Source organism: Arthrobacter sp. TE12231, from assembly GCF_054062895.1.
In genome coordinates, this window is sequence record NZ_JBSSFS010000001.1 from 3,815,014 (window position 1) to 3,838,430 (window position 23,417).

The 23,417-nt window shown below is 65.6% G+C and carries 17 protein-coding genes; 8 read left to right on the forward strand and 9 right to left on the reverse strand.

Annotation, left to right across the window (positions count from 1 at the left end):
• Positions 1 to 27: 27 nt before the first annotated feature.
• Positions 28 to 993, reverse strand: coding sequence for a plastocyanin/azurin family copper-binding protein (locus ACVWYS_RS17055; protein ID WP_456507636.1), 966 nt, complete (start codon positions 991 to 993; stop codon positions 28 to 30).
• Positions 994 to 1,325: 332 nt separating this feature from the next.
• The gene (locus ACVWYS_RS17060) at positions 1,326 to 2,102 is read right to left on the reverse strand and encodes an IclR family transcriptional regulator (protein ID WP_116765611.1); all 777 of its coding nucleotides are present in this window, start codon (positions 2,100 to 2,102) and stop codon (positions 1,326 to 1,328) included.
• A gap of 201 nt (positions 2,103 to 2,303) precedes the next feature.
• Between ACVWYS_RS17060 and ACVWYS_RS17065 the strand changes: the two genes are divergently transcribed.
• From ACVWYS_RS17065 to ACVWYS_RS17080, 4 genes are all read left to right on the forward strand, one after another.
• Positions 2,304 to 3,044, forward strand: coding sequence for a CoA transferase subunit A (locus ACVWYS_RS17065; RefSeq protein ID WP_456510116.1), 741 nt, complete (start codon positions 2,304 to 2,306; stop codon positions 3,042 to 3,044).
• Between the two features lie 31 nt (positions 3,045 to 3,075).
• Positions 3,076 to 3,786, forward strand: a complete 711-nt coding sequence (locus ACVWYS_RS17070) for a CoA transferase subunit B (RefSeq protein WP_456507638.1) — start codon at positions 3,076 to 3,078, stop codon at positions 3,784 to 3,786.
• Positions 3,783 to 4,979 carry an acetyl-CoA acetyltransferase gene (locus tag ACVWYS_RS17075; protein ID WP_344361084.1) on the forward strand — a complete coding sequence of 399 codons (1,197 nt, stop codon included), beginning with the start codon at positions 3,783 to 3,785 and terminating at the stop codon, positions 4,977 to 4,979. Before ACVWYS_RS17070 ends, ACVWYS_RS17075 begins: the two co-directional genes overlap by 4 nt.
• Positions 4,980 to 5,190: 211 nt before the next feature.
• Complete coding sequence (locus ACVWYS_RS17080) at positions 5,191 to 8,001, forward strand: LuxR C-terminal-related transcriptional regulator (RefSeq protein WP_344361086.1); 2,811 nt, start codon at positions 5,191 to 5,193, stop codon at positions 7,999 to 8,001.
• Positions 8,002 to 8,012: 11 nt separating this feature from the next.
• Here the strand turns inward: ACVWYS_RS17080 and ACVWYS_RS17085 are convergent, their stop codons facing one another.
• The 7 genes from ACVWYS_RS17085 to ACVWYS_RS17115 all read right to left on the reverse strand — a co-directional run bounded on the left by ACVWYS_RS17085 (position 8,013) and on the right by ACVWYS_RS17115 (position 18,313).
• The gene (locus ACVWYS_RS17085) at positions 8,013 to 8,834 is read right to left on the reverse strand and encodes a hypothetical protein (protein WP_456507641.1); all 822 of its coding nucleotides are present in this window, start codon (positions 8,832 to 8,834) and stop codon (positions 8,013 to 8,015) included.
• 123 nt (positions 8,835 to 8,957) lie between these two features.
• The gene (locus ACVWYS_RS17090; protein WP_456507642.1) at positions 8,958 to 11,288 is read right to left on the reverse strand and encodes a hydantoinase B/oxoprolinase family protein; all 2,331 of its coding nucleotides are present in this window, start codon (positions 11,286 to 11,288) and stop codon (positions 8,958 to 8,960) included.
• A gap of 63 nt (positions 11,289 to 11,351) precedes the next feature.
• Positions 11,352 to 13,478 carry a hydantoinase/oxoprolinase family protein gene (locus ACVWYS_RS17095; RefSeq protein ID WP_116765604.1) on the reverse strand — a complete coding sequence of 709 codons (2,127 nt, stop codon included), beginning with the start codon at positions 13,476 to 13,478 and terminating at the stop codon, positions 11,352 to 11,354.
• 27 nt (positions 13,479 to 13,505) lie between these two features.
• A complete protein-coding gene (locus ACVWYS_RS17100; RefSeq protein WP_116765603.1) occupies positions 13,506 to 13,958 on the reverse strand; it encodes an acetone carboxylase subunit gamma in 453 nt (150 codons plus the stop codon).
• 35 nt (positions 13,959 to 13,993) lie between these two features.
• The gene (locus tag ACVWYS_RS17105; protein WP_456507643.1) at positions 13,994 to 15,922 is read right to left on the reverse strand and encodes a hydantoinase/oxoprolinase family protein; all 1,929 of its coding nucleotides are present in this window, start codon (positions 15,920 to 15,922) and stop codon (positions 13,994 to 13,996) included.
• 307 nt (positions 15,923 to 16,229) lie between these two features.
• Positions 16,230 to 17,090 carry a 3-hydroxyacyl-CoA dehydrogenase family protein gene (locus ACVWYS_RS17110; protein WP_116765601.1) on the reverse strand — a complete coding sequence of 287 codons (861 nt, stop codon included), beginning with the start codon at positions 17,088 to 17,090 and terminating at the stop codon, positions 16,230 to 16,232.
• 11 nt (positions 17,091 to 17,101) lie between these two features.
• Positions 17,102 to 18,313, reverse strand: a complete 1,212-nt coding sequence (locus tag ACVWYS_RS17115) for an MFS transporter (protein ID WP_161958191.1) — start codon at positions 18,311 to 18,313, stop codon at positions 17,102 to 17,104.
• 95 nt (positions 18,314 to 18,408) lie between these two features.
• Here ACVWYS_RS17115 and ACVWYS_RS17120 point away from each other — a divergent pair, with 95 nt between their 5' ends.
• From ACVWYS_RS17120 to ACVWYS_RS17135, 4 genes are all read left to right on the forward strand, one after another.
• Positions 18,409 to 18,987: a TetR/AcrR family transcriptional regulator gene (locus ACVWYS_RS17120; protein ID WP_344361107.1), complete on the forward strand. Its 579-nt coding sequence runs from the start codon at positions 18,409 to 18,411 to the stop codon at positions 18,985 to 18,987.
• Positions 18,988 to 19,027: 40 nt separating this feature from the next.
• Positions 19,028 to 20,083: a zinc-dependent alcohol dehydrogenase family protein gene (locus ACVWYS_RS17125; protein WP_456507644.1), complete on the forward strand. Its 1,056-nt coding sequence runs from the start codon at positions 19,028 to 19,030 to the stop codon at positions 20,081 to 20,083.
• Positions 20,084 to 20,176: 93 nt separating this feature from the next.
• A complete protein-coding gene (locus ACVWYS_RS17130) occupies positions 20,177 to 20,533 on the forward strand; it encodes a hypothetical protein (RefSeq protein WP_254788175.1) in 357 nt (118 codons plus the stop codon).
• 96 nt (positions 20,534 to 20,629) lie between these two features.
• Positions 20,630 to 23,356: a PEP/pyruvate-binding domain-containing protein gene (locus ACVWYS_RS17135; RefSeq protein WP_456507645.1), complete on the forward strand. Its 2,727-nt coding sequence runs from the start codon at positions 20,630 to 20,632 to the stop codon at positions 23,354 to 23,356.
• The last annotated feature ends 61 nt before the right edge of the window (positions 23,357 to 23,417 follow it).

Here is a 23,417-nt window from a genome sequence, read left to right on the forward strand (position 1 = left end):
GAATCCAGTCTGCCCTATTCCGGCCCCCTACTCCCGGACTTCGACGGTGCCCACCATGCCCATGAAGTCATGCAGGGCGCAGATGTACTTGAACTCGCCGGCCGAATGGAAGGTCACGGTGAAGTGGCTGCCTGGCGGCATCAGCCCGGAGCTCAGGTCCCCGCCGGTGAAGTGAGCGGGGTCGCCGAGCGGCGCGAAGATGTTGGCCGGTTCCTTGCCGAACGTGACGGTGTGCGGGGCTCCCATGCCGTTGTTCACGAATGTCACGCTTTCACCGACCTTGATGCTGATTTCCTGGTGCACAAACCGCATCACCATGGAGGTCCCGTTGTCCGTGCCGGCGATGACCGTGTGGTTGGTGGCTTGGTCGCGGGCCGCGTCCCAGGACTTGTGTCCGTCGCGCAGGATGCGCTGTTCCTGTTTCTTGGCGTGGCGGTCGTACTGCGACTGCGTGTACGGGTAGTCAGTTCCTGCGTCCCGGACATGGACCATGCCTTTCATGGCCATCCCGTGCACCAAACAGTAGTACGTGAATTCACCGGTGTGCGGGAATTTCAGTGTGTACTTCGCGGCTTCCTTAAAACCGCTATTGGACACGTTGGACATGACTCCGGAGCTGAAATATGAGTGCCCGTCGTAGACGTTGCTGCCCTGTTTAGAGATCTCTTGCGGATCCGTGGGGTTGAACGGCTGTGTGGATTCCAGTGATTGGCCGGCGGCCAGGAACGTGACGGTGTGGATCTCGGCGGAGTTGGCCTTCCACGTCACCTTGTCGCCGGCGTTGATGTAAATATGCTCGGGCAGGAATGCCATGCCTTGAATCGCCTGGTCTTCGGATTCGGACCCGACCTGCACGGTCCACGTTCTTGACGGCTTGCTGCCGGTCGCCTGGGCGGCGCCGCTGAGTGCCAGAGGCAGCACCAGTGCCATCCCGGCAGCTATCAGGAGGCGCACAAGGCGCGGCATTGCATGTATTGCGGGGTGAGGAGCCATACGACTCACTCCTTTGGGGGGATTCCAAATGTACGGCCGGGGACCGGCCTGGTGTTCGTTTCACGGCCGACGTCGACCACGGCGCCGGCCGGCGCCGGCGGAGGGCGCGTCCGCCGGACCGTTCCTCCCCGGGACCCCGTGGCGGGGTCGGGGAGTACGGCCGCCGGACCGTGCCCGCTGGCCGGGCACTGGCGATCATATCGGTGCGGGTAACCTCAGCTCACAGAGCGGCAGCTGAAGTCTCCGGATGCAGTTATCATCGTGCTCCGCGGCCCTTGTTTTGTCGAGGCGTCCGGGCCGGCCCATAAAGCACAGCGACACTCCGATGGGTCCTAGCGGGTGCCTTGCAGCTGCGTCGAGATGCGGTGGGCCTCGTCCATGAGCAGCCGTCCCAGCTGCGGGCGACGGTCTTCCCGGAAGCGCGGCTCGATGCCCGTCAGGGAAAGGGCCCATGCGGGGCGGCCCCGCTGGTCGAAGACCGCCGCACCCATCCCCCAGCTTCCTTCCAGGATCAGCCCCGGGTTGACCGCATAGCCGGCCTGCCGCGTGGCTTCGAGGTTCTCACGGACAAGCGCTTCCGTGTGCCCGGCCGCGAAACTGCCCGCGTGGGCTGGCCAATCCGAGAGCAGTTCCTCCTGCTCTTCCGCCGGCAGGAACGCCATGATGGCGGTGCCCGCGGAGGCGACGCCGAGCGGAAACCGCACGCCCTCGTGCAGCACGAAGGACCGGACCGGGAAACTTCCTTCCTCCCGGAGCAGGCAGACCGTTTCGTTGCCGCGGCGGATGGAAAAGAAGGCGCTCTCGCCAGTCTCCTCGGCGAGGCGGCGGAGGCTGGGCCGGGCGATGTCCTCAAGCGGGAAACGGGCCGAGGCCACGGACCCCAGCAGCAAGATCTCCGGACCCAGCACCCAGTTGCCGCCCTGCGGGTCCTGGTCCAGCAGGCCCTCGGACGCCAGAGACGAAAGCAGCCGGTGCACGGTGGGCCGGGTGAGCCCGGATTCCCTGACGAGTTCCACGAGCGGGGAGCCTTCCGGTTTTCTTCCGACTATGCGCAGCAGCGACGCGACGCGGCTGACGACTTGTGCGCCCTGGACAGGTAATGAAGACATGTTCTTTCCTCGGATTTTGCGTTAGACCCACTCAAACTATCCATATTGTGGACGCTCACCAGTGTACCGTCCACACTGTAAAAACGGCATGGATGAGGCCAAAATCATCCATTGACAGCCGTCATTTCGGCACCGTAGGCTCCAACAGCAGGGTAACGGTCCACAAAGTGGATTGCGTCAAGAGCTCAATGAGGAGATGCGATGTCAAAGGTGAAATCCGGAGCGGCCGCGGCGCTGCAGGACGTACTGCGGGACGGCATGACGCTCGCCGTCGGAGGCTTTGGCCTCAGCGGCATCCCGGCTGACCTGATCGAGGCGGTGCGCGATTCGGGCGTCAAAAACTTCACCGTGGTGTCCAACAACATGGGCGTGGACGGCAAGGGCCTCGGCATCCTGATCGAAGCCGGACAGGTCCGCAAGGTGATCGCCTCCTACGTCGGGGAAAACAAACTGTTCGCCGAGCAGTACCTGGCCGGCAAACTGGAGGTGGAGTTCACCCCGCAGGGCACACTTGCGGAGCGCCTCCGTGCCGGCGGCGCCGGCATCCCGGCCTTCTACACGAAGACCGGCGTGGGCACCCTCGTCGCCGAGGGCAAGCCGCTCGCCGAGTTCGACGGCGAAACATATGTTCAGGAACGCGCCATCAAGGCCGATGTCGCCCTGGTGCACGCGCACACCGCTGACACCGACGGCAACCTGATCTACCGCTACACCGCGCAGAACTTCAACCCGGTGGTGGCCACGGCCGGCGCCGTGACTGTCGCCGAAGCCGAGGTGATCGTGGAGCCCGGCCAGCTGGACCCGAACCACATCGTCACCCCAGGCGTGTTCGTCCAGCGCCTCGTCCAGGCCAGCGCCCGCGTCAAGGACATCGAACAGCGGACCGTCCGTCCCCGCACTGTAGCTGCCGAAACCGCCGAAGCCACATCCGTGCCGGCCTGAGCGCCGCCCTACTTTCTTCAGGAGAACCATCATGGCTTGGACCCGGAATGAAATGGCTGCCATCGCGGCCGAAGAATTGAACGACGGCGACTACGTCAACCTTGGCATCGGCATCCCCACGCTGGTGGCCAACAACCTGCCCGAGGGCGTCCGCGTTGTCCTGCAGAGCGAGAACGGGCTGCTCGGCATGGGCCCGTTCCCCTATGAGGGCGACGAAGACGCGGACCTCATCAACGCCGGCAAGCAGACCGTCACCGTCCTGCCCGGCGGCAGCATCTTCGACTCCGCCACATCCTTTGGCATGATCCGCGGCGGCCACGTCAAGGTCGCGATCCTGGGCGCCATGCAGGTCTCCGGGAACGGCGACCTCGCCAACTGGACCATCCCCGGCAAGATGGTCAAGGGCATGGGCGGCGCCATGGACCTCGTCGCCGGCACCCCGCGCGTCGTGGTCCTCACGGAGCACAACACCAAGGACGGCACCGCGAAGATCGTCAAGGAATGCACCCTGCCGCTCACCGGGCTCAGTTGCGTGGACCGCATCATCAGCGACCTCGCGGTGTTTGACCTTGTGAAGAATGAACAAGAAACAGGCGGCGGGCGGCGGCTCACGCTCACCCGCCTCGCCCCCGGCGTCACGGTGGAAGAAATTCGCTCGAAGACCGAAGCCGACTTCGACGTCGCGCCCGAAGCACTTGAAGTAACCGAAGAGACAACAGCATTCGAAGGAGCCACGGCATGAGCCTCAAAGACCAGTTCGGCAAGGACGTCCTGCTCACCGGCTGGGGCCACAGCCGCTTCGGCAAACTCACCGACGAGACCCTCGAGTCCCTCATCGTCCAGGTCGCCACCGAGGCGATCGGCAACGCCGGGATCGAGCCCGGCCAGATCGACGAGATCTACCTGGGCCAGTTCAACTCCGGCATGATGCCGCTGGCCTTCCCGTCCTCGCTGGCACTCCAGGTCTCGGACCAGCTCGCCAACGTCCCCTCCACCAGGGTTGAGAACGCCTGTGCCTCCGGCTCGGCCGCGTTCCAGCAAGGCACCAAGTCCCTCCTGGCCGGCACCGCCAAGACCGTCCTGGTGATCGGCGCCGAAAAGATGACCCAGGCCGGGGCCGACGTCGTGGGCGCGGCCCTGCTCGGCGCCGACTACGACATGGCCGGCAAGACCTCCACCACCGGGTTCACCGGACTCTTCGCCGAGGTCGCCAAGCACTACGAGAAGCGCTACGGGGACGGCAACGGAAAGCTCGGCGACGTCCTGGGCACCATCGCAGCCAAGAACCACCGCAACGGCGTGGACAACCCCTACGCCCAGCTCCGCAAGGACCTCGGCGAGGAGTTCTGCCGCACCGTCTCGGACAAGAACCCGATGGTGGCCGATCCGTTGCGGCGCACCGACTGCTCCCCCGTGTCCGACGGCGCCGCCGCCGTCGTCCTCAGCGTCGCCCCCACCGGGGGCGCCACCGCGCCGGTGCGGCTCGCCGGGTTCGGCCAGGCCAACGACTTCTTCCCGGCCGAGCGCCGGGATCCCACCGAATTCGCCGCCACCCGGGTCTCCTGGCAGCGCGCCCTGGGGATGGCCGGCGTCGGCCTGGAGGACCTCGACTTCGCGGAAGTCCACGACTGCTTCACCATCGCCGAGCTGTTGATGTACGAGGCCATGGGACTGACCGAACGCGGCCAGGGCGCCCGGGCGCTCGAGGAAGGCTGGGTCTTCAAGGACGGCAAGCTTCCCGTCAACGTCTCGGGCGGCCTCAAGGCCAAGGGCCACCCGGTCGGCGCCACCGGCGTCTCGCAGCACGTCATCGCCGCCATGCAGCTCACCGGCACGGCCGGCGCCATGCAGTTGGCCAGCCCGCGTCGGGCCGCGGTGCAGAACATGGGCGGGGTCGGCATCGCCAACTACGTCAGCGTCCTCGAAGCCGTCTAAGAAGAACCAACGCGGGGTCAGATGCAGCCCATTCCTCATGGCTGGATGGACCACATCTGGCCCCGCGTTGCTTGTGGTGGGGGCGCCGGCGGCAGGAATCCGCGGGAAGGGGCGGCCGCTTGTCACCGCTGTCTTTGATGCCGCGGTTCCCATAGGATTTCAGAGGGCTAAATGCATTCCCGGCGACCGCCGGACCACAAGGAGGTGGCGGATGCCGACAGGACCACCCAGTGCGTCAAGCAAGTTCCGCGCGCCCGAGCCTGTTGGCCAGTGGGTTCACCGTGCGCGGCTGACCGAGATGCTCCACTCGGACCGGAAACGGCGGCTCGCGTTGATCCACGCCCCGGCCGGTTTTGGCAAGTCGACCCTTGCCGCCCAATGGATGGAAAGCCTCGCGTCCCAGGGGCTCGTCACCGTCTGGTTGTCCTTGGACCGGGACGACAACAACACCATCTGGTTCCTTTCCCATCTGCTCCAGGCAATCCGCAAAGCCCGGCCCGGACTCGAGGAGGAGCTGCAGCAATTGCTGGAGGAGCGCCCCGACGACGCTGAGCAATACGTGGTTCCCGCCCTCATCAACGCCATCGATGAGGGCGGCGAGGACATCGTCATCACCCTGGATGACTGGCATCTGGTCACGGAGCCCAGAACCAGGGCGGTAGTGGAACGGCTGCTCGATGCCGGCGGCTCACATCTGTCCTTCATCATCACCAGCCGCACCCGCTCAGGCCTGCCACTGGGCCGGCTTATGGTGCGGGACCAGCTGCTCGAAGTGGACGCGGTCGCACTGAGGTTCGATGAAAACGAATCCCAGGACTTCCTGGTCGGCATCAACCGGCTCGATCTGGATGCGGGAGACGTGGCCAGCCTCCACCGGACGACTGAGGGCTGGATCGCCGCGCTGCAACTGGTCTCCCTGTCACTCAGGGACCACCGCGAGGCCTCAGAACTGATCGAACGGCTCTCCGGCAGGCACGCCTCGATCGGTGAATATCTGGCCGAAAACGTCCTCGACACCCTCGACCCCGAAACGCTGGATTTCCTGCTGACGACGTCGGTTCCGGAACGGCTGTGCGCGGGGCTGGCGTCCGCCCTCTCGGGAGTCGAACTGGGCCAGGCGATGCTGGAGAAGATCCAGGCGCAGGATCTTTTCCTGCAGCCCCTCGACGAGGACGGCACGTGGTACCGCTATCACCACCTGTTTGAGGACTACCTGCGCCGACGTCTGGAGCGGGATTACCCGGGCCGGACCAAGGAACTGAACCTGATCGCTGCCCGCTGGTATTCGGAAAACGGATTCCCCAGCGACGCGGTGGACCATGCCCTCGCCGCCGGGGACGTTGAGCTCGCGGTGGAGATCGTCGAATTCCGCGCCATGTGGCTAGTGGAACACTCCAGCATGTCGACCCTGTTGGCTCTCGTCGGCAAGATCCCGGCTGACCATGTGGCCGGGCAAGCCCGGCTCCAGACGGCGATAGCCTGGGCCCATACCCTGCTTCACCAATCCGCAGCGGCGCAGAGTGCCTTGGACCGGGCTGAAGCCGTGATGCCCGCCGATGCGACCCTGACCGAACACGACCGCTTTGAACTGGGCGTCGAAGGGCTCGTTGTGCAGAGTTGCATCGACATGTATGGCGACAGAGTAAACCACGTGGATGAACTGGACGAGAAGTGCTTCGCCCAGGCGGATCTGCTCCGGCCCTGGATCGTGTCGGTGGCAGCGAACGTCTCCACGTTCAAGAAGATCCACGACGGCGATTACCCTCTCGCTTTGGAACAACAGCGCTGGGCCGCGAAGTTCCACGGTCTCACCTCGGGGCCCTTCAGTGGCGTGTACGGACAGTGTTTCGCGGGGCTTGCCGCCTACGCCCTGCTCGATCTGGACAGCGTGGACCAGCACTTCACCGCGGCTGTGGAACTCGGCCGGCGCAAGGCCGGGCGATACTCGCACGCGGCGCGGCTGGCGGGAGCAATGATGGGCCAGCTCCTCTATGAACGCGGCGAACTCGACAAGGCCGAGAAGTTACTGGAGGAAACCCGCGAGCTGGGCTCCGAAGGCGGGGTGGTTGACTTCATGTTGTCCACATACGGGACGCTGGCAAGAATAAAAGCACTTCGGGGGGACACTCCGCGGGCCCGGGAAATACTCGATGAAGGCGATCTGGTGGCCGACAGCCTCGGCCTGGACCGGCTCAAATTGGTCATGAATCTGGAACGCGTGCAGTTGGGCATCAGCCCCCGGACCATCGACGCCGAACCCCACAATGCCGTGCTGGGCGCGGCAGTTGCCCAAGAAGCGGCGGACACTACCGGGCCACGGCTGGAAGGGCTGGCCGAGGCCAGGCACCAGATCCAGCTGGCCACGCAGCTGCGGTCCGCCATGGCTGACGCCGAGCACGAGGGACCGGCCTCCCCCAGGCCACTGGCCACGGTGGAAGGCGCCCGCCGCCTGCTTTCACGGGCCGCAGCCTATTTGGGGCCGAGGGCGGAGCTAAATGCCCGTATCCTGCTGGCGGCCGCTCTGGAACAGGCGGGGAACCGTGAGGAAGCCGAAACGACGCTCTGGCCTGCACTCGAGACGTGTTGCCGGCTGGGCCTGGTCCGGCCCGTCCTCGATGGCGGCTCAGGCTGCCTGGATCTGGTGCGCGCCACCTCGGCCAGGCTGCGGCGGGAGCCCGGCCCGGAGGTGAGGAGCCACGAGTTACCGCGTTTCCTCAGTATCCTCATCCGGCTGGATTCCCAGGCCAAGACGAACCGTGATGCCCGGTGGTCTGCAGAGGCCGTCTCTCCCCCCACGGGCGCGGGCACCACCGTTCCGGAACCGGGCTTGTCGCAGCGCGAACAGATGATCCTGCGTCTTGTCGAGAAGGAAAGGTCCAACCGCGAAATCGCCCAGGAGCTGCATCTGGGCATCAACACCGTCAAGTGGTATCTCAAGAGCCTGTTCAACACTCTCGGCGTCAGTGACCGAAGGGCCTGCGTCATAGAGGCCCGACGGCGGCATCTGCTCCCGCCGAAGTAACCCGACGTCAGTTACCCCAGGGTTTCCAGTCTGGCCAGCACGCCCTCCGGCGATGCGGCGCTGGGGATCTCGCCCAGGTAGAAGTCCCCGGCCGGGAGTTCCGCATCCGACCCCAGCCAGAACCCTGCAGGAATATAGGCGCCAACCGCGGCGTCCCCGTGCAGACGCGCCTGATCGTCGTCGAGCTGCCCCAGCGTCCAACGGTAGTTGCCGGCCAGATTGGCAATCGGAGTGTAGGTCTCCAGCGGAACGTGCACGCCGCGGGAGGCACCGGCAGAGGTTCGGTTGTCCAGCAAGAGTCCCGCGACGGGCAGCCCCGCGAACGCCCGCAGCCAGTCGCTGACATACATGGAGGCATTCTCGGCGTTGTCGGCGTCGAGGGCGCTGGTATCGTCCGCGCCCGAAAAGTGGTGCGTGTCCGTGAGCCACATCATCGGCGACGGGATGCGAAGCACCACAGGCTGGCGGGCTGTCTTGGCGAACAAGGTAACGAAGTCCAGCACCGCCCGGTTGAGGTCCTCGTCGCCCAGCAAAGTCCTCAGCGCGAACCCTGTCCGGGATCTGGCCGCCATGCCGGTCTCAAGCCTGGTGTTGCCGGCGGTCAAATGACCGTACAGCCGGTCCAGGTCCAGGAGCGCCACGTCCGGCCGGAGCAGCCCCTGTGCCTGGGCGAAGAAAGCGGCATACGCCGTGGCGTTGTCCCACGGGACGGGACGGCCACGAAGAATCACGGAAGCTGCGTACTCGTGGTGGTCGAACACCATGGCTTTCGGCCGCCCCGACGGAGGGGAGGCAACAACGTTGGCGAGGGTGGTGGCGGTGGAAGTGGTCATGACGTCTTTCTCCATACTTTGGCTGATATAGGCCTTAAGCGCCGCACCGTCCTGGCTGGGGAGGATGCGGCGCTGAAGGCTTCTGGGGTTGCTGTGTCGCAGCCCGGGACGTGCCGTAACGGGCTAGGACTTACGGTGGACAACTTCCCCGTGCTTCTGCTCGAGCTCGCGGATTCGGTCCTCCAGGGCGCTGATCTTCACTTCCCTGCGATCCGGAAGCATGATCAGCGGCAGCTTGTCGATGGTCGCCTTGACCCGTTCCGGTCCGTTATTCGTGAAGTGCGTGGCGGTGAGCTCCTCCGTGTCGTCGCCCCAGGACCCGTAGTAGAGCAGGTCCTTCGGGGGCTCGGTTTTCACGTAGCCCTCAAGGAACTCCTTGTACGGCTTGCCGCGGGCGATCCGGGCCTGCCGTGAGTCGTGGCGCTGCCGGGTGGTTGCCTCCTGGTCCACCACAAACGTTTCAGGATCCCAGACGACGCCGTAGATGCTGGTGGCGACCTTCGGTGAAATGCGGCCGAGTTCCAGATCCTTGGCCACTGCTTCCGGATCACGTTCCAGAACGTCGCCGTACCCGCCGCCGGAGCCTTGGGCGATCATGTACATCTCGCCGTCCTTGGCGACGTCGAACTGCAACCCCATATGGGAAGTGGTGTATTTACCGCCCTCGTAGGGCTGCTCGTTCATGATGCGCTCCATGGACAAATCGAATTTGCTGGAGTCCTTGCGGATGACGTCGTAGATGTTGATGCCCTTCACCATGGCCAGCGGTGTCGTGCTGCAGCCGTAGCCGCCGAACATTCCCGTGACGGACGAGAACTTGGATCCCGAGGTAACGGTCATGAAGCCCCACATCGGCGTTCCCTCGGCGGCGACGATCATCTCATAGCCCATGCCGCCGCTGTTCTTGCCGAAGCCCTGGTTGTCGCGGACGATCCGCTTGCTGACCAACTGCATGAAAGGAACTTCCTCTTCCATGACTTCCTGTTCGGCAGTGTCAGCCATGGCACAGAACAGCGGTGAGACAGCGTCTTCACCGTCACGGAATGCCTTGGCACCCCCACCCATGCCGTTGAGGTCGGCACACAGGTTTCCTACCTGGTCGCCGTGCTGGGTCAGGCCTCCCCACAGGAAGGTGTTGATCTGGTTGAACCACGGAGCCAGGACATTGGAGAACTTCTCCGGGTTGGAGAACTGCATCTTGGCGAAAGCTGTTTGCAGGGCCGAGAATCCGCGGAACGACGCCTGCAGCGATTGCCCCATCGGAGCATCGTAACCAGCGTCTGCCCACGTGTGTTCATCCGAGATGATGTCGATAGGAGACATCGCCGAGGTGCAGCGGGGCAGGTCAGGCCACCAGAACGCCAGGATTGCCTGCATCATCATCGATTTGACCGAGCACAGCGGGGAGTTAATGGCCCGGTTGAGGATTTCGGGACCCGTGCCCCTCAGGTCCACCGTCATTTTGTCACCCTTGACCGTCACCTTGCAGGCGAACTTGATCAGGATGTTCTCCTTGAGCGTGGAGTCCATGAACTGGTTAAAGGACACGGTCCCGTCCGGCAGTTCACTGATGCGGCGCTTGACTTCCTGCTCCACGTCTTCAACGGTGACCCGCAGGGCAGCGACGAAGGTCTCCACTCCCACTTCGTCGATGATGCTGTCGACGCGTTCCTGGATGCGCTGGACGGCGCCGATCTTGACCTTGAGGTCAGCCAGTTGCAGCTTGGGGTCGCGAACCGAGTGCTGCAGGAATGTCAGCAGGTCCCGGCGCAGATCTCCCTTCTCGACGATCTTGAACGGGGACATCCGGAGTCCGTCGTCGAACGGGGTCTCGGAACCTGACGGCATTCCGCCGGGCTCGCAGGCCCCGTTCTCGCCTTCGTGGATGGTCGCGGCGACCCAGGCAATGATCTTTCCCTCGCGGAAGATCGGCATGATCATGGACTGGTCCGTGTTGTGGACGTTTCCGTACCGGGCGTCATTGTGGATGAACCCATCGCCGGGGTTGATCCCCACCGTCGGCTCGTCCTTCCAATACTTCATGATGTAGCGGATCGGGTGGTGCAGGATCGCCGAGAACGCGATCACGCCGTGGCAGGACAGGTAGGTGACATCCCCTTCGGCGGTGTAGATCGCCGTCGTCAGGTCCCCCCATTTGGCGCCGGGAGCGGCACCCATGGCCTCGCACATTTCGTAGCCCTCATCCAGGGCGCCGGCCAGACGCTTGCGGATGCGGTCCACCTTGATGGGGTCCACGCCCTTGGAGATGCACTCTTCCTCGTAGGCGGAGCGGGAAGTGATCTGGTGGCTTCGCATGATGGCCGGGTCCGGGCCGAGAAAGAGGGTTGTTTCGTCCATGAATTGGTCCACCCACTGCTGCTCCTGGGCAGTCAGCGGCTGGGAAGCGTCGTCGGCTTCGCCGGACGTGCTGGGTTCATTTGCTGTAAGCGTCATTGCTGTCGAGCTCCTTCAATGGGATTAGCTGGAAGGCCTGGATGGGATCCGTGAGGCACGGGATCAGTCTTTGAGGAACCACACGGCTCCCTGGGATGTCGGTTCCAGGCGCCATCCCGGTTCCACCAGATACGTGGTGTTTTCCGTGGTGACGATGGCCGGGCCGTGGATGACGTGTTGGTGGTGGAGGGCCTCGGCGTCGTACACCGGGGTGTCGACGGCCCCGTCGATCTTCACGAAGTGGACCTGCCGGGTGCCGACCGGGCTGGGCATGGTCCTGTCGTGTCCGGAGTCGATCGAATCGAACTTGACCACGTCCCCGTCCACGTAGGATGACACCCGCACGGTCTGGGCACGGATGCCGGCCTCGGGAGCCTGGCTGCCGGCACCGTAGCGCTTGCCATAGATGTCCGAGAACGTCCGGATCAGGTGAAGCACGTCGGCGACGCCGTTCACACGGTTGATGTCGAAAACGACGGCCGTGGTCACCAGCTGATTGCCGTAGCGCATGTCCATTTCGAGGCTGTAGCGGATGTCGGCGGCGTCGTACCCCTGGCGGATCAGGTCTTCCTTGCCCTTGGCTTCCAGCTCCTGGATGACGTTGTTCAGCTCGTCGTAGCTCTGGTAGAGGCTGCGGTCCGTGGGGTTGTAAAGCACCACATGGGAGCCTCGCTCATGGATGTGGAGGGGTTTCATGTTGCCGGCGCCGCAGGCCGAGAACACCGAGGAAAAGGGCGGCGCGAGGATCCTGCGGATGCCGGCGTGATCGGCGATGCCGCAGGCGTGCAGGGGTCCGTTGCCGCCATAGGCCAGCATGGTGAAGTCTTCCGGAAGGTATCCCCGGACCCGCAGCTCTTTGGCCATTCCGATCGCCATCTGCTCGTCGACCGCATTCTTGATGATCTTGGCGACCTGGATGGTATCCATGTTCAGGTCATCAGCGAGGACCTCGTCGATTGCGTAGGCGGAGCGCTTTTTGTTCAGCTTGATGTAGCCGTTGGCGTAATTGTCCGGATCCAGGTACCCCAGGACCAGGTCAGCGTCCGTGACTGTCGGTCGGAGGCCGCCGCGGTCGTAGCACGCCGGGCCTGGATCCGAGCCGGCTGATTCCGGCCCAATCTGTACCGCGTGGTGGATGCGGTCATAACTGGCAATCGAGCCGCCTCCCGCGCCCAGCGTCAGCAAGTGGATCATGGGAACCGATACCAGCCAGCGGCCGATGGTCGGCTGGAAGTCGTAGTGCTTGACTCCGCCTTCCGGGACCAGGCCGATGTCGAAGGACGTGCCGCCCATATCGGTCGAAATCACGTTTCCCAGGCCGGTGCTGTCGGCCAGGTGCTGTGCGGCGCCGACGCCGGCGATGGGGCCGGAATGGATGGTCTGCAGGGCATCAGTCGAGTTGGACTGCGCCATGCCGCCTGAGTTGTGGATGACAAGCATGGGCTTGTCGTAACCGGACGAACGCAGGTTGTTGGACAGCTGCCCCAGCGCGTGGAACATGATCTCGTGCAGGAATGCGTCCACGATCGTCGACGTCGCACGGACGTACTCGCCCTTTCGGCCCGACACCTGGCTTCCCAGCAGGACGGGGATGGCTCCGAGCTCGTGGGCCGGGTACTCGTCCAGGATGATCTCCAGGATCTGCTGCTCATGGACCGGGTTCTCGGTCGAGTTGACCAGGGAGACCACGATCGCTTCCGCACCGGCGTCCACGAGTTCGCGCACCTGGGTGCGGACATCGTCCTCCATCAGCGAAACGACCACCTTGCCGGCGGAGTTGATTCGCTCCTTCACCGAGCGGATCAGGGCGCGGGGAACGAGCGGATCAGGGCGGGTGGCATCAGGCATGTTCTGCTGCTTGGAAGGGTCCAGTCCTTCACCGTAGCCACGGCCGCGGGACAACGGGATGGTGTCCTCGAAGCCGTGGGTGACCAGTGCCCCCACCCGCGGGCCTTTGCCTTCGATCAGGGCGTTGGTGCCGAGCGTCGTGGCATACCGGACGGAATCGACTTCCTTCAGGACGAGGTCCCGGTCCAGCCCGGCGCGTGAGCAGGCGAGGTCGAGTGCTTCGTTGAAGCCTTGGGCCAGGTTGTGGTGCGTTGTGAGCGCCTTTGCTTCAACGTACTGGTCTTCCCAGGCAAAAAAGCAGTCAGTAAATGTGCCGCCGATGTCGACGGAGATTCGTTTCATGACCAGTGGTCTCCTTTATTCCAAGTACTAGCTGAACGAATGGGGGGAATGGTTGTGGGTGTTGTACGAGCCGAGGGCCGGGGTGAAATCAGCAACAGCCTCTTCCCCGGGTCCGTAATTGATGACGACCTCAGGCTTGGTGCCCCGCTTGATCCATGTTTCGCGAAGCGAGTCGATGTCCCACAGCATGTCCACCGTGGGCGGGTGTCCCGGCGGTACGTACTCCGTTTCCAGTTGCGTCCCGCAGCCCGGGCAGTAGAACTCGAGAATCCGGCAGAAAGTGGGGTCCGGAGCGAACGTGAATTCGTACTTCTCCGGGTCCAGGATCGACTGGTGGATTTCCGTGGGGTCCCGGTCGTAGACCAGTGTCCCCTCCTTGTAGTTGCCTCTGGCCTCGCCGAGGTCCTGGTTGCATACCCTGCAGTTCCACCGCTCGGTCTCGAGATCGATGATCAGATATTCCGTCATTGGAATTCGCATAGCGTGTCTCACCTGTTCTTGCTGGTTGTGTGGGGTCACTTCTGGAGGGAGTCTGTGAGCATGAGGTCGCCGGAGACCGTCACGTCGAAGACCCAGCCATGGGGCACGCGGGCCGTGAAGTAGGGGCCTTCGACGATTGCCGGGCCCGACGCCGATGCTCCGGCCGTTTGGCTGTCCAGGTCGAAGACCTGAACCTCGTCCACTTTGTCCACGGCGGAGCGAACCTTTCGGGTGGAGGCGGCGACGGCGGCCGTCGTCGCCACTGATTCGGCCCGCCTGATTGATGCGTGCGGCAGTTCGTACCGGGCGGTCAGGGTCAGCATGGTGTTGTGTTCGCTGGTGCCGGGCTGCGGATCGGAAGCCAGGTACGGCAACTCAGAAACCAACTGCCCCTCGGCATCTTCCAGCACCACGTTCCATTCGAGCCGGCAGTCGTCAATTTCGTGGCCCTCCTGGAACATGTCCCGCGCAGCCCGGGCCAGCAGCATCGCCTTGGTTGCACCGAAGTCCTGCGCGCCCATTCCCGCGACATTCGCCTCATAGGTCTGCGCAACGTCGGAAAAGCCGATTCCGAAGGCTGAGAAGACTGCCGCCATCTTGGGCACCAGGACACGGCGAACGCCGGCGATCCGCGCGGCACCGCAGGCGCTCATGGGTCCGGCACCACCGAATGCGGCCACCGTTGTGGCATCCGCATCCTCGACGTCGGCGGCAAAGGACTGCGCCATGCGTTCGAAGTAGGCTGCTTCCATCCGGATCAGGGCGTCATTCAGGGTGATCCCCAAAGGTTCTGCGATGACTTCGGTGATGACGGCGCGGGAGCGTTCCGCGTCCAGACTGAAGCCTCCATCGAGGTACGTGTCCGGATCGAGCACCCCGAGCAGGAGATTTACGTCCGTGATGGTGGCCTGCTTGCCCCCAAAACCAAAACAAGCAGGGCCAGGGGCGGCTCCGACGCTCTCCGGGCCGACTGTGATGACGCCGTCGCGGACGGCGATGACGGAACTGCCGCCGACGCCGCTGGAGTGGACGTTGCTCATCTCGAAAGACACCGGGACACCCTGGATGGAGCCCCTGCGGTCCGTCGAGATGGTCGAGTTCTTGACCGAGCCGACGTCCGTGGTGGTGCCGCCGACGTCGATCATGAGAACGTGCGCGAGGCCATAGGCCTCCGAGAGGGCCTTGGTTCCTTCCAGCCCGCCGCGGGGGCCGGAGGAGTAAGTCTTCAACGCGACGGACTTGGCCACCCGTGACGAAGCTCCGTCATTGCGGTAGATGAGGAGCGGGTTTTTAACTTTGTGGTCCCGCAGCCGGTGCTCGGTGCTGTAGAGGAACCGCTCCATGGTGGGATGCAGGAAGGAGTTGATGATTCCGGACCACACCCGGCGGGCCTGGACGGTGTCGGGCGTGAATTCCCAGGAGAACAACATGGGTACCGAGCCCAGCAGGTGGCGGGGGAACTTCCGGAGCAGAACGCCTTTGACGGCCTTCTCCTTGTTGCGGTCCGCCATGGCGATGACAAGCCGTGCGGCGCCGTCGGTCGTCAGCCGGTTGACATGCTTCACAATTTCCTGGGCGAGCTCCTCCACGTCCTGTTCAGCGTTGATGACTGCCACCCGCGTGCCAACGAGGTCTTCGAACAGCTCAGCTGCCGCCCCGCTATTGCGGAGCTCGCCGGCCAGCGTGGGGCTGTCTGTGAGGATGCCAATCCGGGGACCCTTGCGCTCCACGAGGGCATTGGTTCCCTGGGTGGTGGAGTACCGGATGTGACGGGTTGAGTGCAGAAGCCCGGGGAGATCCTCTTCGCCGAAGATCTCCTTCGAAGCTTTGGCCATGCCGTCGAAGAGACACTGGGAGAGGTCAAAGGGCGTCGTGAGGGTCTTCGTGAACGAAAAATTCTCACCGTCCCAGACACAAATATCGGTCAGCGTCCCACCGTTGTCGATGTTAATGAGCCGTTCCATTGATACTCCTTTGTATGTTGAGGCGCGGTGACACCAGCGGCGTATTCCTCAACTTGTGACTGTGATCCAAGCCACACCGAGGACTGGTCTCAGTGTGGCTCAGCAGCCGGAGTGGCCCGCAACCACCTGACCGGGTGGACTATGCGGGGCCGGAGCGACTACCCGGGTGGGCGGGCGTGGGCATCACGAATTACGTCAGCGGGCTTGAAGCCCGCCAAAAAGCAACGCGGGGATACGGCCGATGCCGGGCGGCTTAATGGGCCGGTTCTGACCCCGCGTTGCTGGTGGTGCGGGTCGGGTGTCGGGGTCAGGCGTAGTCGTTGTAGAAGCCGCGGCCGCTCTTGATCCCGAGCCAGCCGTTGGCGATGTACTCCTCCAGCATCGGGGCCGACTTGTTCTCCATGCCGGCGAGCTCGCAGTAGTGGTTCTCGATGTCCAGGACGACGTCCAGGCCCACCTCGTCCATGAAACGGAACGGCGTGGTCTCGGATTTGAAGACGTCGGCGAACAGTGCGTCCACGTCCTGGGGGTCCGCGACGCCCTCGGCCACCACCAGGAGGGATTCGCGCTTGATCGCTGCCCAGATCCGGTTGAAGATGAAGCCGGTGCTTTGCCTGCGCACCCGGTGCGGCATCAGCGCGTACTTGGGCAGCTCGGCCATGAGCAGCTCGATGATCCGCGGATCGGTGTGGCCGCTGGACATCAGCTCCACCGAACGCACCGCCGGCGGCATGTAGAAGTGCATGTTCAGGACCCGCTCCGGGCTGCCCACGCCGCCGATGAATTCGGAGGAAGCAAACGAGGACGAGTTGCTGGCCAGCACGGCGTCGGGGGCCGCCAACTGGTCAAGGTCGGCGAAGAGGGCCTGTTTGAGGCCGAGCTTCTCCGGAACCGCCTCGACCACGAGCCACGCATCGCGGAGGGCATCCACCAGGTTGTCCTTCGCGGCGAGCCGGACCGCCGGGTTGCCCCCGAGCTCCTCCACGGCGCGGTGGCGCTGCGTGGCGATGTACTCGATGGCGGCCTTGGCCACGGCGAGGTCCGTGTCGAAGACACGCACCTCGGCACCCTGGAGCGACAGCATCAAGGCGATGCGCCGGCCCAGGGTTCCGCCGCCGATGATCGTGATGGGCCGGTCCGCGATGTTGGCGGGGAGCGTGTAGGTCATGTCGATTCCTTTCAGGAGGCTGCTGACGGCGCAGCGGCCAAGTTGATGCGATTCGTACGGGTGCCCTTGGCGATCAATACAAGGGCAGGGACAGCGGCAAGCACAAGGGCCAAACCGTAGATCAGCGTGGTGTTTTTCATGCCGGCGACCGGGACCAGCAGGCCCGCCGCCACGGCCGGGACGCTGAAGCCGAGATAGCAGATGACGTAGATGCTGGAGAGCATGCCAATGCGCTCGTGCGGGCCGCACAAGGGCAGCGTCATGCGCATCGCACCGAAGTAGCCGCTGCCGAACCCAACGCCGGCGACGGCCGTGCCGCCGAAGTACAGCGGCGCGGAGCCAAGCTGGACCGCCAGCACGGTGAGCAGAATGCCCGAAATCAATGCGATGACGCCGGTAAGCAGGGTTTTCCGGTCCGACCAGCGCCGGACCACGAGGATGGCCAGGGCACCGGGCACGAAGAGCGCGACGAGCGCCAGGCCGCCGACGAGGACCGAGCCATCCTTCGTCATGGCGTGCGCCAGGACGGGCCCCAGCGAGAGGTAGAAACCGGCGAGCGCCCACGTGGCCGCCGCGACAGGCATGGTGGCGGCCATCGTCCGGCGGGCGGATCTGGGAATCCTCGCCTCCGGAACCAAGGAGCGGATGGCGCCCGGCGCCTTGCGGCCCGCACTCGGCAGCCACACGAGGGCCGCGCCCAAGCCGAGGAGCAGCGCGGCCACGAGGAAGTACACGGCCTTGGTGGGCTCGGGCAGGAACCGGACCAGCGACGCCGAGCCGAGCGCCCCGACGGACAAACCCACCGGGGACGCCGCGCTGTTCACTAGAGATCCGCGGCCGTTCCCGCCGGCGCCTTCGAAGGCAAGCAGCGCCGCCCCGGCGGCCCCCATGGCCGCTCCCGTGGCGATCCCCTGCAAGGCCCGGGCGGCGACGAGGACTCCCGGCCCGGAGGCAAAGGCGAAGGTCATCATGGCCGCGACCTGAAGCCCCACCGCGCCCAGCAGGACCGGACGGGTGCCCACGTGGTCCGCGAGGGATCCGACAACCAGCAGCGTCAGGAGCACCGCCACGGCGTAGACGGCAAACACGACCGTCACGGCCGCCGGGCCGAGCCCCCATTCCCGGGCGTAAAACTCGTACAACGGCGACGGAGCAGACGAGGCCCCGATGAAGACCGTCAGGAGGGCCGCGTGCAGCCAGAACGCGGTACGGGTGTTCTTCAAAGCTCTTCCCTACCTACTAAAAGCACAATCTGTGCATTAAGAGTCTAGTATCCTCACGACCACCTAAAGCGAATAATCTGCATTAAGCTGGTGTGATGATGGCTACAGCGACACCCCGGCCCGGCGGACGCAGCGCCCGGGTGCAGCAGGCAGTACACGAAGCTGTCCGCGCCCTGCTGGAGGAGCACGGCGGGGACCGTGCGGCCCTGTCGGTGCCCGTCGTGGCCGAACGCGCCGGCGTGAATTCATCGACCATCTACCGACGCTGGGGAGATCTGCCGCGGCTCCTCGCCGCCGTCGCGTCCAACCGGATGCTGCCCGAGCAGGTGGAGGACACCGGGACCCTGGAAGGGGACATGCAGGCCTGGTTCGTGCCCTACGTCGAGGAGTTCTCCTCGTCGCTCGGCCGCCAAGTGCTGCGGGACATGCTCGCCGACGGCGCGGTGACCCGGGACTACTTCGCCCTGATGCAAGGCCATGTCGAGGAGATCAGGAACCTCGCCCGGGCACGCGGAGAAACCGCGCCGGCGGCGCAGGAGATCATCGACGTCGTGGTGGCCCCGGTGATCTACCGGATCCTGTTCAACCACGAATCCGCCCCGGAACTGCGGGTTCGGGACAGGATCGCCCGGCTGCTGCGCCCCGAGGAGACCTCGGCGGACCAGGAGGACTAAACTCGGTCCCAGCCCACCCACCATCATGCGAGGAGCACCCATGCGCGCCACCATCATCCACGGTCCCGGCGACATCCGAGTCGAAGACCGCGACTACCCCACGGTCCAGCTGCCCACCGACGTCGTCGTGAAGGTCACCGCCTCCTGCGTCTGCGGCTCGGATCTGTGGCCCTATCGCGGGGTCAAGCCCACCCACAAGCCCTCCGCGATCGGACACGAGTTCATCGGCACGGTCGAAAGCGTCGGCGCGGACGTCAAAGACCTCGCCGTGGGCGACTTCGTGATCGCGCCGTTCGTAGTCAGCTGCGGCCAGTGCCCCCAGTGCCTCAACGGCGTCACGGTGGCCTGCGACCACCTGGCCGGCTGGGGCGGCAAGGATGACACCGGCTTGAGGATCGACGGCGCCCAGGGCCAGGCGGTCCGCGTGCCGCTCGCCGAATCCACGCTGGTCAAGGTTCCGGGCGTCACGGATCCGGACGATGCCCTCCGCGCCAGCCTCCTCACGCTCTCCGACGTCATGGCCACCGGCCACCACGCGGCCCTCGCCGCGAAGGCAGGCCCCGACCGGACCGTGGTGGTGGTCGGCGACGGCGCCGTCGGACTCTGCGGCGTGCTCGCCGCCAAGCGCCTCGGCGCGGAGCGGATCATCGCGATGTCACGGCACGCGGACCGTCAGGCGATCGCCCGCGAATTCGGCGCCACGGACATCGTCGCCGAACGCGGGGACGACGGCGTCGCCAAGGTCCGCGAACTGCTCGGCGGCGTACTGGCCGACTCCGTGCTGGAGTGCGTGGGGACCAAGGAATCCATGGACCAGGCGCTGCACAGTGTCCGCCCTGGCGGCGCCCTCGGCTTTGTCGGCGTCCCCACCGGCGGCGCCGAGGCTCCACTGCGCTTCCTGTTCGACACCAACATCTCGATCGCCGGCGGCATGGCCCCGGCACGGACGTACATCCCGGAACTGCTGGCCGACGTGCTGGACGGCACCATCAACCCGGGCCGGGTGTTCGACTCGGTCATGCCCCTCGAGGAGGCACCCGAGGCCTACCGTGCCATGGACGAACGGCGCGCCATCAAGGTCCTGCTGACCCCGTAGCCGGGCTCTCGACGGCGGCGCCCCGGGTCCCTGCGCGGCTGCGTGCCCCTGCTCTTGCGGCTGCCCTTGCACGTGCAGGAGCGAGGGTCTAGCGTGAAGCGCATCAGCATCCGCCGCCGTCGAGGAGCCGTCATGGCCAGGTTTGTGCAGATCATTGAATTCCAAACATCCCGCATCGAGGAGATCGAGCAACTCGGCCGCCCGTCACGAACCGAGGGGTCCACTGCCCCGACCTTCGGACGCATCATGGCCACCGCCGACCGCGACCGCCCCGGTACTTACCTCACCATTGTTGAATTCGAGTCCTACGAGTCGGCCATGGAGAACTCGAACAGGCCCGAAACCTCAGAGTTCGCCGCGAAGATGGCCGCCCTGTGCGACGGCCCGCCGGTCTTCCGCAATCTCGATGTGATGTGGGAGGACACCGGCGAGACCGACGCCGGACAGTAGGCCTGCAGCCTCACTCTGCAGAAAGGCCCTGCCGCCGGAAACGGAGCCGGCAGCCGGCCGTGAATTGAATACGCGGACAGGACGTGGGACAGGGAAATGGGGTCTGCACAGGGCAGAGCGCCGGAAACTCTTGTGGCGGATCTCAGTGAACTGGGTTCCGCTCCCCTGCCGCTCGTGGGCGGCAAGGCCATGAACCTCGGCAGGCTCGCGGCGGCCGGATTCCCCGTGCCGCGCGGCTTCTGCCTCACCACCGTCGCCTACAAGAAGGCCGCCCCGCCGGGACTGGAGGCCCTGGCGGCCCGGCTGGACGCCGAGCTGCCGGGATGGTCCCCCGACGGCGGAACAGCCCACCCGGCTTTGGACCGCCCCGATTTGGACCATCTCCAGCTTGATTTGGGCGAACTGGCGAGGCAGGCCCGGGAAATGATCGTGACCGCCCCAATTCCCGCCGATGTCGATGCCGCGGTCCGCGCCGCCTATGCCTCGCTGGGCAGCGGGGCCGCCGTCGCGGTCAGGTCCTCCGCCACCGCCGAAGACCTGCCCTTCGCCAGCTTCGCCGGACAGCAGGATTCCTTTCTCAACATCTCCGGGGCAGATGCCGTCGTCGAGTCGGTGCGGCGCTGCTGGGCCTCCCTCTGGACCGAACGCGCCGTGGCCTACCGTTCCGCCAACGGCATCAGCCACCGCGACGTCGGGCTCGCCGTCGTCGTCCAGGACGTCGTCCCCGCGGTCACCGCCGGCGTGCTGTTCACCGCCAACCCCGTCACGGGCACCCGGACCGAAACGGTCATCGACGCGAGCGCCGGACCGGGCCAGGCGGTGGTCTCCGGCAGCGTAAACCCGGACCATTTCGTCGTCGAGACGGCCACGGGACGCGTCCTGCTCCGCTCTCCGGACGGGGCTGGGGCCGAGACTGGGGCTGGGGCCGGCCGGGCCCCGAGCCTGGACGACGCCCGGGTCCGCGAACTCACGGCGCTGGGTGACACCGTCCAACGGCTGTTCGGTGCACCGCAGGACGTGGAATGGGTGATCGACGCGGGCAAGATCTGGCTGACCCAGTCGCGGCCCATCACCACGCTGTATCCGTTGCCGGACCCCGCCGCCGCCGAACCACTGGGCACTGAATCGGGGGCCGCCGCTGACACACGCGTTTACCTGTGCGGCACGCTGTTCCAGGGCTTGACCCGGCCACTCACCCCGCTGGGACTCTCCGTGCTCGGCTCAATGCGGAACCGCAAGGGACCGTGGAAGTACGTTAACCCGGGGCTGCGCATGTACGTGGACGTGACGCCCGCGATCCGGAACAAGTACGGCCGCCGCTACCTACTGCGGATGCTCCCGCTGGCCGACGGGAGGACAGGCGCGGTCTTCCCGGCGCTGCTGGAGGATCCACGGTTCGGCCTGCGCCAGCGGCGGCCCCGGCGGAAGCCCGGACCCGGCAGCGCTGCAGCCCGCAGCACGGAAGCAAGGGGCAGCGTGGCCCTGGTGGGCCGGCTGATCCCGGCCCTGCTGCGGGCCGGGGTGCGGCCGGCGGCGGAACTGCGCCGCGCCTTCGACTACGGAAAGCAGCTCGAGGCCGACCTCGTCCTGCCGGAACCCGCCACTGCGTTTGGCCGGCTCGATTACGCCGAGCGCATCCTGGACCGCACCGTGGACGGGCTGATCCTGGCGACGCTGCCCGGGCCCTCCGTTGGTTACATCATGCTGGCGGCCGCCCGCAGACTGTTGCGCGGCATCGCGAAACCGCGGGAACTCGAAGCGGTGCTCCGGGGGCTGCCCAACAACGTCACCACCGAGATGGATCTTGAACTTTGGCATCTCGCCGTTACCATCGGAGCGAATGCCGCGTCCCGTGAGGTATTCCTGGCCCACAGCCCGGAGGAACTGGCCGCCCGGTACGCGGCCGGCACCCTCCCCGCCGTGGCCCAGACCGGCCTGCGCGGGTTCCTGGACCGCTACGGCCACCGCGCCGTGGCGGAAATTGACCTCGGCATGCCCCGGTGGTCGGAGAAGCCGGACCACATCCTCGGCATGATCTCGAACTACCTCCATGTGGAGGACCCCGAACAGGCCCCCGACCGGCAATTTGCCCGCGCGGAAGAACACGCCGAAGCCAGAATCCGCGACCTCGTGGAACGGACCCGGGCGCGCAGCCGGCTCCGGGCCCGGCAGGTGGAGTTCTGCCTGCGCCGGACCCGGCAGTTGTCCGGACTGCGCGAACTGCCGAAGTTCTACATCGTCCTCGCCCTCGCCGAGATGCGCCGCCAGCTCAACAAGGTGGGTGCCGAACTGGCCCGATCCGGTTCGATCGCCGCCGCGGACGATGTCTATTTCCTGGAATTCGACGAGATTCGCGTAGGCCTGCGCGGCGCTGACCTTCACGGCATCGTCGCGGACCGCCGGCGACTGTACGATACGGAACTGCGACGCCGGCGCATCCCGCGCCTGCTGCTGTCCGACGGCACCGACGTCGAGGCCGCCATGCTGGCGAAGTCTCCGGCGTCCGGCGCCCTCGCCGGGACACCGGCCTCGGCAGGCACCGCCACCGGACGGGTCAGGGTCATCATGGACCCCGTGGGCGCCCACCTCGAGCCCGGCGAAATCCTCGTGGCACCATCCACCGATCCCGGCTGGACTCCGCTGTTCATGACCGCCGGCGCCCTGGTCATGGAGATGGGCGGGGTGATCTCGCACGGAGCCGTGGTGGCCCGCGAATACGGTATCCCGGCCGTGGTGGGCGTGCCGGACGCGACCACCCGCTTGCGGACCGGCCAGACAGTCACCGTTGACGGGGCCGCGGGCACCATCGTCGAAGAGCCTTGAACCGGCGGCAGCGGGCAATCATCCAGGCCCCGAACCGGCCATAGCGTGAGGGCAGGCTGGC